This window comes from Labrenzia sp. THAF35 (genome assembly GCF_009363595.1).
In the GTDB taxonomy this organism is placed as follows: Bacteria; Pseudomonadota; Alphaproteobacteria; order Rhizobiales; family Stappiaceae; genus Roseibium; species Roseibium algicola.
Genome location: NZ_CP045381.1, coordinates 226,578 through 242,321 on the forward strand (window position 1 = coordinate 226,578; position 15,744 = coordinate 242,321).

Below are 15,744 nucleotides of genomic sequence, written 5' to 3' on the forward strand. Positions count from 1 at the left end.
TAGAGTGCTTTGATGTTTGTCTGACGGGCGCTTATGCGATGAATGTTCCGTAATTAATTGAAATTAATAAGAAAAATCTTTTAGGCGGTTGGTCAAAAATTCGGCAGAAACCGTGTGCCGATTTTGTTGACAGAAGTAAAACCTCTCGATAACGTTTCAATCTCCAAGTGATTGGAACGTGGCAACGGGGCCACTTTAAAATTCGCAGGCGAAAAGGCCTCTCTATGTCTTCGGAAACGAAGCTGTAGGGAGGCCTTTTCTTTTGCGCTCAGCGATGTGCCGCGAGAGAGACCCCGAACAACTGCCGGGGCGCGGCAGAACAATAAAAATGAGGGGTAAAAATGAGCAAGTTACACGGCGAGGCGGAAGCCTTGGACGAAGTGGATCATGTTCTCGGAGAAGAATATGAACACACGCCGGTCCCGATGTCGGCCCGCAGGAGCACCTTTTCGGTCACGACCGTCTGGATCGGTTTTCCAATGATCATCACCGGCGCCATGACCGGGTCCCTCCTGGTTCTGGGCATGGGTTTCACAAATGCGGTCTGGGCCATGCTCCTGGGCAACCTGATCATGTTTGCCTATGTCGGCCTGCTGGGGGTTCTGGGCACGCGCAGGGGCATGAATTTCGCACTTCTCGCCAGCGTGGTCTTCGGACGGAAGGGATACATGCTTGCCTCCGGCCTGCTGTCGACCTTGCTGCTCGGCTGGTACGCGGTGCAAACCGGCATCACGGGATCCTTGATCAGCTCGGCCTACGAGCTGAACTATGTCGCGATGACCGTGATCGCCGGCCTGCTTTACATCGGCATCACCTTCGTCGGCGTACACGGGCTTCACCTTATCGGGCTGGTGTCGGTGCCCTTGTTCGTGCTGCTTGGCGGCTGGGTGGTTGCCGACAGCCTGTCGACGACAAGCTGGGCGGAAATCGCTGCTTATCCTGGCAACAACGGCGCGGCGACCATGTCGATGGGTGTCGGACTGACAGTGGTCATCGCCCTGTTCATCGATGCCGGGACAGTGACTGCGGACTTCAACCGTTGGGCAAAGGATACCAAGGCATCCGTCATCGCAACGTTCAGCGCCTTTCCGTTCGCCAACATGTGCGCCATGCTGGTCGGAGGGATCATGACGGCAGCCCTTGCGGTTCCCGATGCCAATCCCTTCGGCACGGACAACATGTTCGGCTACATGAACGGCAAGCAGCTGACCTTTCTCAGTGTCCTTGCCTTCCTCTTTCTCTACTGCAATCTCGGCTCTGTCTGCGCTCATTGCCTTTACAATGCGGCAACCGGCTGGTCGCGTATTCTCAACAGCCGCATGCGGTTGATGGCGGTTGTCCTGGGTGTCATCGGCATCGTCATTGCCGCCGGCAACGTCTGGGCGTTCTTCATCCAGTGGCTTTCCCTGCTCGGCATCCTTGTTCCGCCGATCGGCGCGATCATTCTGGTTGACCAGTATCTGCAGCGCCGCAACGCCACGATCGACCGTGACTGGCGCCCGACCGCATTCGCTGCCTGGGCGGCAGGTTCCATCGTTGCGGTGATCGTCGAGTTCTATGCGCCGCAGTTTTCGACGGCAATTTCCGCAGGGCTTGCCGGTGGGGTTGCCTACCTCCTGTTCAACCGGATGCCAGAGGCCGCAAGGGCCGGTGCCTGACCCATTTCCGGCGGCTTAGGCCGCCGGACAATACCAAAGACCAGAGGATAGCCTTCCATGGCAGACTACGAAATTTACGAACTGGGCGACTTCACCTTTCAGAGTGGCGCAACGCTTCGCGAGTGCAAGCTCGCCTACAAGACCTTCGGCAAACTCAACGCTGCGAAGGACAACGTCATCGTTTATCCGACCTGGTATTCCGGCCAGCACGTCGACAACGAATGGCTGGTCGGCAAGGGCATGGCGCTGGATCCCGATGAGTATTTCATCGTGATTCCGAACATGTTCGGCAACGGCTTGTCATCTTCACCATCCAATACGCCCGAGCCCTACAACGCGGCGCGGTTTCCGAAAGTGACCGCCTATGACAACGTCCGCGCACAGCACCAACTCATGACACAGAAGTTCGGTGTCGAGCGCATCAAGATGGTCACGGGCTGGTCCATGGGGGCTCTGCAGACCTTCCACTGGGGCGCGATGTATCCCGACATGGTCGAGAGGATCGTGCCGTTTTGCGGGTCCGCCAAATGCTCCCGGCACAACTTCGTGTTCCTGGAAGGGGTGAAAGCAGCCTTGACAGCCGATGCCGCCTTTTTGGAAGGCTGGTACGAGAAGAAGCCGGAACGAGGGCTTCGGGCGATGGCGCGTGTCTATGCCGGTTGGGGGTTCTCGCAATCTTTCTACCGGGAAGAACTCGACCTGAAGACGCTTGGATATTCCTCGCTGGAGGATTTCCTGGTTGCGTTCTGGGAGGGATTTTTCCTTCCCAAGGACGCCAACAACCTGCTGGCCATGCTCTGGACCTGGCAGAATGGCGATATCAGCGCCAACGACATCTACCATGGCGATTACAAGAAGGCGCTGGGGGCAATACAATCGAAGGCATATGTGATGCCCGGCCGAACGGATCTATACTTCCCGCCGGAAGACAGCGAAATCGAAGTCGCGAACATGCCTAATGCGACGTTGATTCCGATTGAATCCATATGGGGACATTTTGCAGGTGGGCCGGGCACCAGCACGGTTGATGTGGCGTTTCTGGACGGAAAGCTGAAGGAAATACTTGCGGGTAGTGCCTGACAGGCAAGGCCAGCCCGGCCGGCCGCTTTGGCGGCCGGCGCAGGACTGAAAGGGGAGAGTTTGGGTTGACCAGTTCATGCAAAACTTCCGAACCGTGGCGCGTCGGTGTGCTGTTCTCGCAGTCCGGCTACATGTCGGTGATCGAGGAAACCCAGTTGCGCGGGACGTTGACGGCGATCGATGAAATCAATGATAGCGGCGGGATCAACGGACGGCCCATTGAGCCGATTATCTATGACCCGGGTTCGGACTCACGCAACTACGGGCTTCTTGCAAAGAAGCTTATGGTCGAGGACGGCTGCAGCACGATATTCGGCTGTTACACCTCGTCCAGCCGCAAGGCCGTTCTGCCCGTGGTTGAGCGACTGAACGGCCTGTTGTGGTATCCGACGCTTTACGAAGGCTTCGAGTTTTCCTCCAACGTGATCTACACGGGAGCAACACCCAACCAGAACAGTGTCCAGCTGTGCCGGATCCTGATGGAGCTCTACGGAACGCGGTTCTATTTCGTGGGGTCGGACTACATCTATCCGCGCGAATCCAATCGCATCATGCGGGAGCTGATCCGCAACAATGGCGGCAGTGTCGTCGGCGAGAGTTATGTCCGGCTGGGAGCGGACAGAAATTCCTTCGTACCAATCATGCGCGAAATCCGGCAGGTGCAGCCGGACGTGATCTTCTCCACGGTGGTCGGCAACACGACCACATATCTCTACCAGGCCTATGCCGATCTCGGCATCGACCCGAGGGTGATGCCGATCGCCAGCCTGACGACCACTGAGGCCGAGATCCGGGCGATGGGATATGATGTCGGCGACGGCCATCTGACCGCCGCTTCCTATTTCCAGGGTGTCGGTAACGACCGCAATGCGACCTTCATCGACCGTTACAAGAAGCGCTACGGCGAGGACGAGCCGACCAACATGTGTCTGGAGGCGTCCTATTTCCAGGTGAATGTCTTCGCCAAGACCCTTGCCGAGACCAACTCCATGGACACCTCGATGATCCGCCAGTCGGTCATGGGATCGGAATTCGATGCCCCGCAGGGCGAAGTTTCCATCAACCCCGTGTGGGGCCATGCCGACCTGTGGACCCGCATCGGCCGCGCGAACCGCAGCGGCCAGTTCGATATCGTTTTTGAATCGCCCTCCAGCGTGAAGGCGGATCCTTACTTGATTGGGTACGGCCGATGCCTCGAATACAGCTGACACAAACCTCCCGAAGAACCTGGACAAACAAGCAGACAACCGGGGAGACACTGGAAATGGACACAACCGCGGCGGCCAAGACGACCAAGCGTCCGCTTTCGCAACGAACGTCGGCAGCGGCTGCCATGCGCAAGAACGCCACCGCGACAACTCCGCATCAGAACCTCAGGATCGCGGTTATCGTCGAACCCGATGCGGATGGCGAACGCCTGATCCGGGAGTTGCAGCGCCTGCGTTGCGAGGTGCGCCATATCTGGCCGATCCCGCCGCAGTTGCCTGTCGATTGCGATCTTGTGTTCTGCACGCTGGTCGAGGACATGCCCAAACGTATCCCCTGGTTGCCGGGAGAGCCGGAAGCCGGTCTGGTGTTGGTGGATCGCGGTGTCAGCAATCTGGATCTCAAGCTGATCCATAATTGCGCCGCCCATGGCGTGCTGCACTATCCCGTCGTCCAGCGCGCGGTCCAGACTTGCGTCGCTCTGGCGCGCGAGCACTTTCTTTACGAGCGTCGACTAAGAAACCGGATCGATAAACTTGACGAAAATCTCAGAACAATGCGCCTTGTTGAGCGTGCAAAGTCTCTGTTGGTTCGCGTCAAGAATGTAAGCGAAGAGGAAGCTTACAACTATTTGCGTCGACAGGCGATGGAACGGCGTGTAACTATTGGTGCAGTTGCAAATGCGATAATTGACTCGCACGAACTTCTTAGCTAATCTTTCAGAGTTATTCGTGGCAACAGCGCCACGTACATCCGGGTAAAAGAGCCCCACGGTTTTCGTCTTGGCGGAACGTGGGGTTTTTTGTTGTCTGAAAATCAGACATTTCCCTCAGCGGCACCATAGCCGCGTTCACAAAAATCAGAGGCGACGATGCCCCGAACGAGCTGCCGCAAGGCAGGGCGGACGGGGCTTTATTTGTTTATGGAGCAGCAACGTGAAAACCAACAGGCGCAATTTTCTTCTCGGGTCGGCCGCTTTCGGGGCAGCCGGTCTCGGCACCTTCCCGCATATCTGGAGCAAGAACAGCGGACTGGCGCGCGCCGCCGGCGGCCAGATCAAGGTGGGGGTTCTGTTCTCCCTGACCGGGACGACTGCGATTATCGAAGAGTCGCTCAACAAGGCGACGATCATGGCGATCGAGGAAATCAACGCCGCCGGCGGTGTGAACGGCATGGAGATCGTTCCGGTGGTTGAGGACCCGGCTTCTGATCCGGCGACTTTCGCGGAAAAAGCGCGCAAGCTTGTCCTCCAGGACAAATGCGTTTCGGTCTTCGGCTCCTATACCTCGGCCAGCCGGAAGGCCGTGCTGCCCGTGTTCGAAAAGCGGGACAATCTCTATTGGTATCCGACCCTCTACGAGGGCCGCGAATGCTCGAAGAATGTCATTTACACAGGCGCTGTTCCCAATCAGCAGCAGGACGAGTTCGTGCCCTGGCTGGTGAAGAATTTCGGCAAGCGCTGGTACCTGATCGGGTCGAATTACATCTATCCGAAGGAAGAGAACAACTACTGCAAGAAGTTGCTGGCCGAACTTGGAGCCGAAGTGGTTCACGAGGAATATGTGCCGCTCGGCCATTCGGAATTCTCGTCCGTCATCAACAAGCTGAAGGCGGAAAAGCCGGATGTGATCTTCTCGACTGTGGTCGGCGATTCCGTTGTCGCCCTGCACCGGCAGTATCATGCGGCCGGTCTCGACCCGGAAAAGATGCCGATGGCCAGCCTGACCACCTCGGAAAACGAAGTGGCGGCGATGGGCGGTGCCGCTGCCGCGGGGCATTTCACCTCCGCACCATATTTCATGGTCTGGGATTCACCGGAAAACCAGAAATTCGTAGAGGCCTACAAGTCCCGCTGGGGCGGCGACAAGGTCACGCATTTCGTCTCCGAGCCGTCCTATTTCCAGGTGCATCTGTTCAAGCAGGCCGTCGAGAAACTGTCGCCGGACGATATCGATCCGACCACCATCCGCGAGGCCGTCAAGGGCGAGCAGTTCAACGCGCCGCAGGGACTGGTCAAGATCGAGGGCGAGAACCTTCATACCTGGCTGAGACCGAAGATCGGCCAGTGCAAGTCGGATGGCCAGTTCGAGATCCTGCAACAGTCCGCCGACTGGCTCGAGCCCATTCCCTACAAGGCCTACGACGGCCAGGTCTGCACCGCTGACGGTCTGAAGAGCAGCTGACGCGTGCAAACGGGTGGCGTGTCGTCACGCCGCCCGGCTTTTCCGTGACCTGATGTTTTCCAGACCTTGAAGGCTTGCAGATGGAACTTGTCGTCTCCCAACTCCTGACCGGTCTCAGTATCGCTTCGATCCTGATGCTGGTCGCCCTTGGCCTCGCCGTCATTTACGGCGTGACCGGGGTCATCAATCTAGCGCATGGCGAATTCGTCATGCTGGGCGCCTATTGCGCCTGGTTCCTGCAGTCCCAGCTTGGCATAGGATTGCTGGAAAGCCTGATCCCGATCTTTTTCATTCTTGCAGTGTTCGGTTGGGCCGTGGAAGCCCTGGTCATCCGCCATCTCTACGACCGGCCGCTCGACACCATCCTGGCAACCTGGGGCATTGGCGTGATGGCGCAGCAGGCGATCCGGCTGATTGCCGGCGGCGAGCTGCGTTATGTCGAGATCCCGGCGTTCCTCAATGGCAGCGTGTCCCTGTTTGGCGCGAGCGAGTCCGCCTACCGGCTGTTCATCCTCGGTCTTGCGCTTGTCCTCTTCGGGCTCACCTGGGTCATCTACCGGCGCACCAGCTTCGGGCTGAAACTGCGCGCGATTACCCAGAACCGGGAGATCGCCTCCAGCTTCGGCATCAATTCCGCCCGCATCTACCGGTCGACCTTCGCCTATGGCGCCGGCATCGCCGGTCTCGCCGGTGCGCTCGTGTCGCCGCTGAAGAGCGTCTCTCCGGAAATGGGGACGACCTACGTTGTCGACGCCTTCATGGTGGTTGTCCTTGGTGGTGCCCAGAGCCTGCTCGGCACTGTCGCAAGCTCCGGGATCCTGGGTGAACTTTCGGGTTTCCTGGCCTTCCACAGCAACGACACCCTGGCCAAGGCGCTGGTCCTGCTGGCGATCGTCATCCTCATCCGCTTTCGGCCCGAAGGCCTGTTCTCGACCCGTGTGCGCTCGTGATCACGGCCGGAAAAAGGATCGCAATTCAATGAACCTGACTGGAAAATCAACAGCACGGCTGGTGCTCTATCTGGCGTTCTGTGCAGCCATCTTGCTCGTGCCGTCCGTGCTGGACGATGCGTTTCTCCTGAACAAATATTCCCGCTACCTGGTCTTCGCCATCCTGGCAGTCTCGCTCAGCCTCTCCTGGGGCTACGCCGGAATTCTCAATCTCGGCCAGGCAGCCACCTTTGGCCTGGGGTCCTATGCCATGGCCATGGGCCTCAAGCTTCGCACCGTGCCGGTACATACCGGCAGCGAAGGGCTTCCGGACTTCATGGTCTGGAACAATGTCACCGAACTGCCCTGGTTCTGGGCGCCGTTTCACTCCATGACCTTCGCCATTCTGGCGGGCCTCCTGATCCCTGCCGCCTTTGCTGCGCTGCTCGGCTGGTTCATGTTTCGCGGGCGCATCACCGGTGTCTATGCGTCTATCATCACGCTGGCCGTTCTGGTGGTGGTCAATCTCCTGATCATCGATCAGCAGCGCTACACCGGCGGCTTCAACGGCATCACGGATCTCGCCCAGTTCGAGGTGGCCGGTTTCTTCTTCGACGCCTATTCCGCGACAACCTATTACCTGGTCGCGCTGTGCCTGTGTGCCGTGCTGCTCCTGTCGCTCGCGGTTACCCGCAGCAAGACCGGCATGATCCTGCAAGCGATCCGCGATCAGGAAAACCGGGTCCGCTTCTTCGGCTACGACGTCGCGCTCTATCAGATCTTCGTCTTCTCGCTGTCGGCCGGCATCGCCGGTCTGGCAGGCATGCTCTACACGATCGTGATGGAATTCGCCTCGCCGACATTCCTTAGCGTGCCGCTTAGTCTTTCCGTGGTGATCTGGGTCGCCGTGGGCGGCCGGCAGAGCCTTCTGGGGGCTGCCATCGGAGCCCTGATCGTGACGGGCGTCCAGGGTGCCCTGTCGGAATCCGAAGTCTTCCTGGAAAGCTGGATGCTGATCATGGGGGGGCTGTTCGTCCTCGCTGTCCTGTTTCTGCCGAAAGGCATTGCAGGTGCCGTCTCGATGGCCGTCGACCGGCTGCCCTTTTTTGCCGGCAGCGCCAGAAAATCCGCGAGCAATGTCATGAAAACCACGGAGGCGGCGTCATGAAGACGGCAACCGACCACCTCAGCCTTCGGGACGTCAGTGTGTCCTTCGGCGGTTTCCAGGCGATCTCAGGACTGTCGCTGGATGTGAACAGCGGCGAACTGCGGTGCCTGATCGGACCGAACGGTGCTGGCAAGACCACGGCGCTCGACCTGATCTGCGGCAAGACCCGTGTGACCTCCGGCGAGATCCGCTTCAAGGGCGAGGCGATCCATACCCTGAAGGAATATCAGATCGCCCGCGTCGGTATCGGGCGCAAGTTCCAGGTGCCGAGTGTCTTCCGCGAACTGACCGTTCGGGAAAACCTGAATATCGGTCAATCACGAAACACCGGCGTTCTGGCCAACCTCGTACGTTTCGGTGCAAGTCACGACGACGAGGAAATCGAACGTCTTGCGGTTCTGGTCGGCCTTCAGGACGATCTCGATCTTGCTGCCGGACATCTGTCTCACGGTCAGACGCAATGGCTGGAGATCGCGCTGATCCTGGCCCAGAACCCGACACTCATCCTGATGGACGAGCCGACCGCCGGCATGACCGCGCAGGAAACCGGCAAGACGGCCGAGCTGTTCAACAGGCTGCGGGGCGAGCACACGCTGATAGTCGTCGAGCACGACATGGGATTCGTGCGCGACATCGCTGAAACCATTTCAGTCATGCACCAGGGCAAGCTGCTTGCCGAAGGTTCGCTGGAGGAAGTCTCCAACGACCCGCGGGTGAAGGAAGCATACCTTGGAACGAAGGAGGCCGGCCATGCTTGAGCTGAACGGTCTCGATGGTTTCTACGGCCGAAGCCGTGCGCTCCAGTCCGTTTCCATGGACATTGACGAGGGTGATTTTTTCTCCGTTCTCGGCCGCAACGGCGTGGGCAAGACGACGCTTCTTCGCAGTGTCCTCGGGTTGATGAGCCGCACGTCCGGTTCGGTCAAGCTGGACGGAATGGAATTGAACAGCCTGCCGACGCACGCAAGAGCGCTCGCCGGCATCGGCTATGTCCCGCAAGGCCGCGGCATCCTGCCGGCCTTCACCGTGCGCGAGAACCTGATGATCGGCACCTTCGCCGCCCAGTCGAGGCAGGGCGAGATCGCCGACTGGGTGCTGGAGCTGTTTCCGATCCTGAAGGAATTCCTGAACAGGCGGGGCGGCAACCTTTCCGGAGGTCAGCAGCAGCAGCTTGCAATCGGTCGGGCGCTTCTTTCCCAGCCCAAGGTGCTTCTGCTCGACGAGCCGACGGAAGGCATCCAGCCGAACATCGTCGAGCAGATCGAGGATGTCCTGATCGACCTGAACCGAACCAGGGGCCTCACCATCGTTCTGGTGGAGCAGAACCTCACTTTCGCACGCCGGGCCTCGAACCGGTTCGCGATTCTCGACCGCGGCACCGTCGCGGTCACTTCCGGCATTGCCCAACTGTCCGACGACCTTGTCCACGAACACCTCGTGGTCTGAGGCGCGGCAACCCGTTCCTAGAAGGAGGAATTGATGTATCACGGTGATATTTCCAGCAGCAACGACACCGTCGGCGTGGCGGTGGTCAACTACAAGATGCCGCGTCTGCATACCCGCGAGGAAGTGCTGGCCAATGCCCGCAACATCGCGGACATGATCGCGGGAATGAAGGTCGGCCTTCCGGGCATGGACCTGGTGATCTTCCCGGAATACTCCACCCACGGGATCATGTATGACCCCAAGGAGATGTACGAAACCGCCTCCCAGGTGCCTGGAGAGGAAACGGCCATCTTCGCCGAAGCCTGCAAGAAGGCGAACGTCTGGGGCGTGTTCTCCCTGACAGGCGAGCGACACGAGGATCACCCAAACAAGGCGCCTTACAACACGCTCATCCTGATGAACAACAAGGGCGAGATCGTCCAGAAATACCGCAAGATCATGCCCTGGGTGCCGATCGAAGGCTGGTATCCGGGCGATTGCACCTACGTCTCGGAAGGCCCGAAGGGGATGAAGATCAGCCTGATCATCTGTGACGACGGCAACTATCCGGAAATCTGGCGTGACTGCGCCATGCGCGGGGCGGAACTCATCATCCGCTGCCAGGGCTACATGTATCCGGCCAAGGAGCAGCAGATCCAGATTTCCAAATCCATGGCCTGGGCGAACAACTGCTATGTGGCGGTTGCAAACGCCGCCGGCTTCGATGGCGTCTATTCCTATTTCGGCCATTCGGCCCTGATCGGTTTCGACGGCCGGACGCTGGGGGAATGCGGCACCGAAGAAAACGGCATTCAATATGCCCAGATGTCGGTGTCGGGGATCCGCGATGCCCGCAAGAACATGCAGTCGCAGAACCACCTCTTCAAACTGCTGCACCGTGGCTACACCGGCACGATCAACTCCGGCGACGGCGACAAGGGCCAGGCAGCCTGCCCCTATAACTTCTACGCCAACTGGGTGAACGATCCGGAAGGAACGCGGGAGATGGTCGAGGCCATGACCCGCACGACGGTCGGCACCGAGGAATGTCCGATGGAAGGCATCCCGAACGGCGCAAGCACCCACCGCTAGGGCTCAGGTCCAATCCGGGCGGGAAGTCTCTCGCCCGGTTCGAAATCGATCAGCTCTTGCCGCAGGCCAACAACCTGGCAGCACGCGCTGATCCGGCGATCCTCCCGAGCGATGCGGTTCGCAGCGCCGCATCCTCCTGGCGCTGCAGCGATTTCCCCCGCTGCAGCGTCTTCAACAGGAAGTCCAGGAATGAATGCACCGATAGCTGGTCCGGTTGAGGACCCGATTGACGCCTATCGCATTGTCAGCGAACCCTTTTATCGCCCCTTTGCACAGGAGGTCGGCCATTATGAAGCCGCCTATGCCGCACGGTTGCCGATCCTTCTGAAGGGGCCGACGGGATGCGGCAAAACGCGGTTTGTCGAGCACATGGCCTGGCGGCTGAAGCGTCCTCTCGTCACGGTGTCCTGTCATGAGGACATGACGGCGTCGGATCTGGTCGGACGGTTTCTGCTGGATGCAGATGGTACTGTCTGGCACGACGGCCCGCTGACGGCGGCCGTCCGGCACGGTGCGATCTGTTATCTCGATGAAGTGGTGGAGGCGCGGCAGGACACGACGGTCGTCATCCATTCCCTGACTGACCATCGCCGCCATTTGCCGCTGGAAAAGAAGAATGAACTGGTCCAGGCGCATCCGGACTTCCAGCTCGTGATCTCCTACAACCCCGGCTATCAGAGTGTGCTTAAAGATCTGAAGGAATCCACCCGGCAGCGGTTCTGCGCGATTTCCTTCGACTATCCTGATGCGGCAATCGAAGCGGAAATCGTGGCGCGTGAAGCCGGTATCGAGCCTGAAACAGCAAGGGTTCTTGTCCGGGTTGCGGAAAGATCTCGGAACCTCAAGGGTCACGGACTGCGCGAAGGTGCATCGACGCGCATGTTGATTGCAGCCGGTCAGCTGACAGCGCAAGGCGTGCCGCTGGAAGAGGCCTGCCAGATTGCCATCGTGCTGCCGCTCGTGGATGAGCCGGAGATCCGCGCTGCGATGTCCTCCGCTGTTTCTGCCTGCCTGTAAGACATGGCGGCGACGATGACCGAGGCTGCCACGGCGAAGACCAACACCGTTGAGACGCGCGAATATGAACGGCAATTGTCTGCCGTCTGGACTAAAGCCCTGTCCCGGATTGCCCAGGCCGGTTACGGCGAAACCGTAACGCAAGCCTATCGTACTTGTGGCCCGATGGTTGCGGAGGCGGTTTCGGAAGAAGCCGCAGCCGATCTCGGACGCCTGGTTTCCTGGATTGCCATTCGTTCCGGCCGGCGCGCATCGGCAAGGGTGCCGCATACAGCGGCTCGCGCAGCGCAGTACTTGAAGACGTTCACTGCTTTTTCGGAGTGGTGCGCTCTTTTGGAACGAACCGGACGCGACTTGCCGGAAGCCGTTGAAGCACTGCTTGAGACGTCTGACAGATCCCTGGCAGAAATCGGCTTGTCCGGCTACAGGACATTCGTCGGCATGGGTTTGGCACTCAGACTGACGAACCGCGAAAAGGCGCGATTGTTTCTCGCTGGTGAAGACCCGGAAGCGCGGCACTTTCTTGACCGGCAGTCGTCAGTCTTGCGATTTGACGACGAAGAGCTTCGGTTGAAGACGTTTCATGCCGCCTTGTGGGGTCAGCTTCCGCCCATTGTCGAAACCCCGGCCACAGCTCCGGAGCAAATGCGTCGCAGGGCCGGGTTCGGACGGGATGGCATTCGTCTGCCGTCGGGATTCCCGGGTTTTGACCGCGCGGACAGCCTGAAGCTTTATCATGCGGCTCTTGCCCATGTCGGCGCTCACATTGCCTTCACCCGGCAGGTGTTTGAGCGAAAGTCCCTGAAACCCTTGCAAGTCGCCGTTATCTCCTTGCTTGAAGACGCGCGGGTCGAACGGCTCGCTCTGCAAAAGATGCCGGGACTGAGGTCTCTCTGGAGCAGCTTCCACACCATGGATGCACGCTCCGCAGACCTGGCGACAACCTTGATGGCACGGTTGTCGCGCACGCTGATAGATCCGGAATACAGCGATACCAACGGTTGGGTGGAGAAAGGAAAACGCCTGTTCGAGGAAGCCTTTGCGGCGACCCCCAACGACCAGACCTTCTGCCGAAGAATTGGCGGACTGCTTGCCAACGATCTGGGTCAGATGCGGCTGCAGTTCGACGCCCGTACCTATGTGGTGCAGCCGGCCTACAGGGACGACAACCTCGGTATCTGGACCTTCGACGAGGAACCGGACCTGATCGAGATGGATGTTGCGGTTGAAACGGAAGGTGTGCGCCTGGAGCAACAAGAACGCGACGAGGCCGACCGGCAGGAGCCCGAAGAGGAAGAAAAGCGCGAGGAAGAAGCCGCGGCAGCAGAAAAGCTAAGGCTTCGAGATGAGGACGCGGTAACCCGGCTGATCACCTATCCCGAATACGATCATGTCAGCCGCCGCATGCGCCCGGACTGGTGCACTGTTCACGTCACTGAGGCGCCGCGAAAGACGGCAACCGGTCTGTTGCGGAGCCTCACGCAAGAAACCAGGATACAGAGTTCTCTCACCTCTCTGATCTCCAGTGCCAATGTGAATGCGTTCCAGCGGGAGCGCCGGTTGGAAACCGGTGACTTTCTCGACCTGGATGCATGCATCGATGCCCAGGCAAGTCGCCGCAATCGGGAGATCCCCGATCCGAGGATCTTCGGCCGGAAGAGTTGCAAGGGCCGGGACCTGGACATCCTGTTGCTGATCGACCAGTCACACTCCACCGGCGAGCCGGCAGGCGAGGGGGGCGCCAGCGTTCTCGATCTTGAACGCCTTTCCGCCGCGATAATGGCCGGGGCGATGGAGACGACCGGCGACAATTGCGCACTTGCAGGGTTTTGCTCGGACACTCGGGAGACGGTCCGATATGCGCGGGTCAAGGACTTCGGCCAACCGGTTGACCAGGGCGTGTATGAACGCTTGGCCGGTCTGGAAAGTGCATTTTCGACCCGCCTGGGCCCGGTTATGCGTCACGGTGGGCGTGAGCTTGCCGAAAGGACGGCATATCGAAAGGTGTTGCTGGTGGTGACTGACGGCGAGCCGTCCGATATTGACGTCGATGATCCGGATTATCTCCTGGAAGACGCCCGTTTCGCCTTGCGCGAATTGGCGATGGCCGGCATCGATGTTTTCTGTTTCTCGCTCGGCGACAACCGCAACGATTATTCCGGCAGGATTTTTGGCGGCAAGAATGTCAGAAAGCTCGCGGACCTTTCCAGGCTTCCTGGCGCTCTGCTTGGGCTCTATGGAGAGTTGAAAAAGTAGGTGCTGCCTCTGGTGAGATGCTTTCATTGTGCCGGATTGCCGGCTCTGTGGTGAACCTTGTGCCAGTCCCGACCGAGCTCTGATCGCCTGTTCTGACCGTACCGATTCTGTTGAAACATCAGAAAATCTGCCTTTAACTGGCAAAACACCCGGAAAAGTTTCAAGGAAGATTTTGCGTGGGTTTAACTTCAGCCAGGGTTCTGAAAATGTAGCCGGTCCATCGCCGGAGACCTCGCGGTAGTATTCGAGGGCAAATTAAGTAATTGAAATAAATAAGGAAAAAATAGGATCGGCTGGAATGATGCTCTGGAACTGGCAAAGATTGGCACATCCGTCGGGTCGGAAAGTTTCGTAGAGGCATCTGGAATGCCGGTTCAACCAGGCCGGGTTAGGGTTTCGTTAACTTAAATTTCCTTGCACCATCTGCTGGAATCCTGCATCCATGACGGAGTTACCGCTCATATCGGGCGCAAAACCGTCAGAGGGCATTAATGGCCGTTACCGAACAATTTTCCGGTGGACGCGATACGACCGCAAAAATCGAAAGTTTCACGCAGAAGCTTTCCGACCGTTTGCAGACGATGCGCGAAATGACCTACCCGCCGGAAGCCCGCAAGGTTTTCGGCCGGACGTTTTCCACGACGGATCTGGTTCGTCTGCTGGGTGTGCCGGAAAGCACGCTTCGCACCCTGACGCTGGAAGGCAAGGGCCCGCAGCCGCATCGCGCCGAAAACAACCGCCGGATCTACACGGTCGATCAGGTTTGGGAACTGAGGGCATTCCTCGCGGAACTCAGGCCTGACGATGCGCATCGCCTCGTGCCTCATCGCCGACCGGGAGAAAAACTGCAGGTCGTTGCTGCTGCGAACTTCAAGGGTGGCAGCTCTAAGACGACCACGTCCGTTCATCTGGCCCATTACCTGGCTATCCAGGGCTACCGGGTGCTGTGTGTCGACCTGGATCCCCAGGCCTCCATGACCACGACATTCGGCATTCAGCCGGATCGTGATCTTCGGTCCGGCGAAGACGATGACGAACGGACCGACACGACCTACGATGCTTTGCGGTATGACAATTACCGCGTGCCGTTTTCCGAGGTCATACGCGAGACCTACTTCCCGGGCATTCACCTTGCCTGCGGCAACCTGCGCCTGATGGATTTCGAATACGATACGCCGACCGCGCTTGCCGAAAGGACGACCGACGAGCTTGGACTGTTTTTCCAGCGCCTCGATGCCGTGATCCAGTCGGTTGAAGAGCACTATGACGTCGTTGTCCTCGATACGCCACCTTCGCTCGGCTACACGACGATGGCGGCCCTTTATGCGGCAACGGGCCTGATCATCACCGTTCACCCGGCCATGCTCGACGTCTCGTCTTGCTCCCAGTTCCTGAAGATGATTTCGGATGTGACCCATACGTTGTCCGAAGGCGGTGCGGTTTTCGAACATGACTTCACGAAGTTTCTGCTGACCAGGGTCAACCCCAATGACGGGCCGCAGAAGATCATGTCGGGCACCATGCGGGACTTGTTCGGGACCGACGTCCTTGTGGCCGAGGCGATTGAATCGACCGCCATCGCATCTGCCGGCGTTGCCAAGAAAAGTCTCTACGAGATCGAATCCGGTGAAGTCGGTCGGGAAACCCTGAAGCGGGCGCTGGAAAGCGCAGACCGCGTCAACGCCGAAATTCTCGATCTGATCAAGAGTGTATGGGGCAGGGAGGTTTGA

The 15,744-nt window shown here is 59.0% G+C and carries 13 protein-coding genes; all 13 read left to right on the plus strand.

Annotated features, from left to right (window positions below; translation table 11 throughout):
• Positions 1-341 precede the first annotated feature (341 nt).
• The 13 genes from FIU93_RS29405 to repA all read left to right on the plus strand — a co-directional run bounded on the left by FIU93_RS29405 (position 342) and on the right by repA (position 15,744).
• A complete protein-coding gene (locus tag FIU93_RS29405; RefSeq protein ID WP_077294379.1) occupies positions 342-1,658 on the plus strand; it encodes a cytosine permease in 1,317 nt (438 codons plus the stop codon).
• Between the two features lie 57 nt (positions 1,659-1,715).
• Positions 1,716-2,738, plus strand: coding sequence for an alpha/beta fold hydrolase (locus FIU93_RS29410; protein ID WP_152507881.1), 1,023 nt, complete (start codon positions 1,716-1,718; stop codon positions 2,736-2,738).
• 131 nt (positions 2,739-2,869) lie between these two features.
• Positions 2,870-3,946 carry a transporter substrate-binding domain-containing protein gene (locus FIU93_RS29415; RefSeq protein ID WP_081713182.1) on the plus strand — a complete coding sequence of 359 codons (1,077 nt, stop codon included), beginning with the start codon at positions 2,870-2,872 and terminating at the stop codon, positions 3,944-3,946.
• A gap of 56 nt (positions 3,947-4,002) precedes the next feature.
• Positions 4,003-4,659, plus strand: a complete 657-nt coding sequence (locus FIU93_RS29420) for an ANTAR domain-containing protein (RefSeq protein ID WP_173017457.1) — start codon at positions 4,003-4,005, stop codon at positions 4,657-4,659.
• A gap of 220 nt (positions 4,660-4,879) precedes the next feature.
• Positions 4,880-6,127 carry a transporter substrate-binding domain-containing protein gene (locus FIU93_RS29425; protein ID WP_023001370.1) on the plus strand — a complete coding sequence of 416 codons (1,248 nt, stop codon included), beginning with the start codon at positions 4,880-4,882 and terminating at the stop codon, positions 6,125-6,127.
• A gap of 80 nt (positions 6,128-6,207) precedes the next feature.
• Complete coding sequence (urtB, locus tag FIU93_RS29430) at positions 6,208-7,077, plus strand: urea ABC transporter permease subunit UrtB (RefSeq protein WP_152507883.1); 870 nt, start codon at positions 6,208-6,210, stop codon at positions 7,075-7,077.
• 28 nt (positions 7,078-7,105) lie between these two features.
• Positions 7,106-8,224 (plus strand): urea ABC transporter permease subunit UrtC, encoded by a 1,119-nt coding sequence (urtC, locus tag FIU93_RS29435; RefSeq protein WP_023001368.1) that lies wholly within the window; start codon positions 7,106-7,108, stop codon positions 8,222-8,224.
• Positions 8,221-8,982 (plus strand): urea ABC transporter ATP-binding protein UrtD, encoded by a 762-nt coding sequence (urtD, locus tag FIU93_RS29440; protein ID WP_152507884.1) that lies wholly within the window; start codon positions 8,221-8,223, stop codon positions 8,980-8,982. Before urtC ends, urtD begins: the two co-directional genes overlap by 4 nt.
• Positions 8,975-9,670 (plus strand): urea ABC transporter ATP-binding subunit UrtE, encoded by a 696-nt coding sequence (urtE, locus tag FIU93_RS29445; RefSeq protein ID WP_152507885.1) that lies wholly within the window; start codon positions 8,975-8,977, stop codon positions 9,668-9,670. Before urtD ends, urtE begins: the two co-directional genes overlap by 8 nt.
• Before the next feature lie 33 nt (positions 9,671-9,703).
• On the plus strand, positions 9,704-10,741 hold the full coding sequence (locus tag FIU93_RS29450) for an aliphatic amidase (RefSeq protein ID WP_023001365.1): 1,038 nt from the start codon (positions 9,704-9,706) through the stop codon (positions 10,739-10,741).
• Between the two features lie 189 nt (positions 10,742-10,930).
• Positions 10,931-11,758, plus strand: coding sequence for a CbbQ/NirQ/NorQ/GpvN family protein (locus FIU93_RS29455; protein WP_152507886.1), 828 nt, complete (start codon positions 10,931-10,933; stop codon positions 11,756-11,758).
• Positions 11,759-11,773: 15 nt separating this feature from the next.
• Positions 11,774-14,014 (plus strand): VWA domain-containing protein, encoded by a 2,241-nt coding sequence (locus FIU93_RS29460; RefSeq protein WP_173017458.1) that lies wholly within the window; start codon positions 11,774-11,776, stop codon positions 14,012-14,014.
• 491 nt (positions 14,015-14,505) lie between these two features.
• The gene (gene repA / locus FIU93_RS29465; protein ID WP_023001362.1) at positions 14,506-15,744 is read left to right on the plus strand and encodes a plasmid partitioning protein RepA; all 1,239 of its coding nucleotides are present in this window, start codon (positions 14,506-14,508) and stop codon (positions 15,742-15,744) included.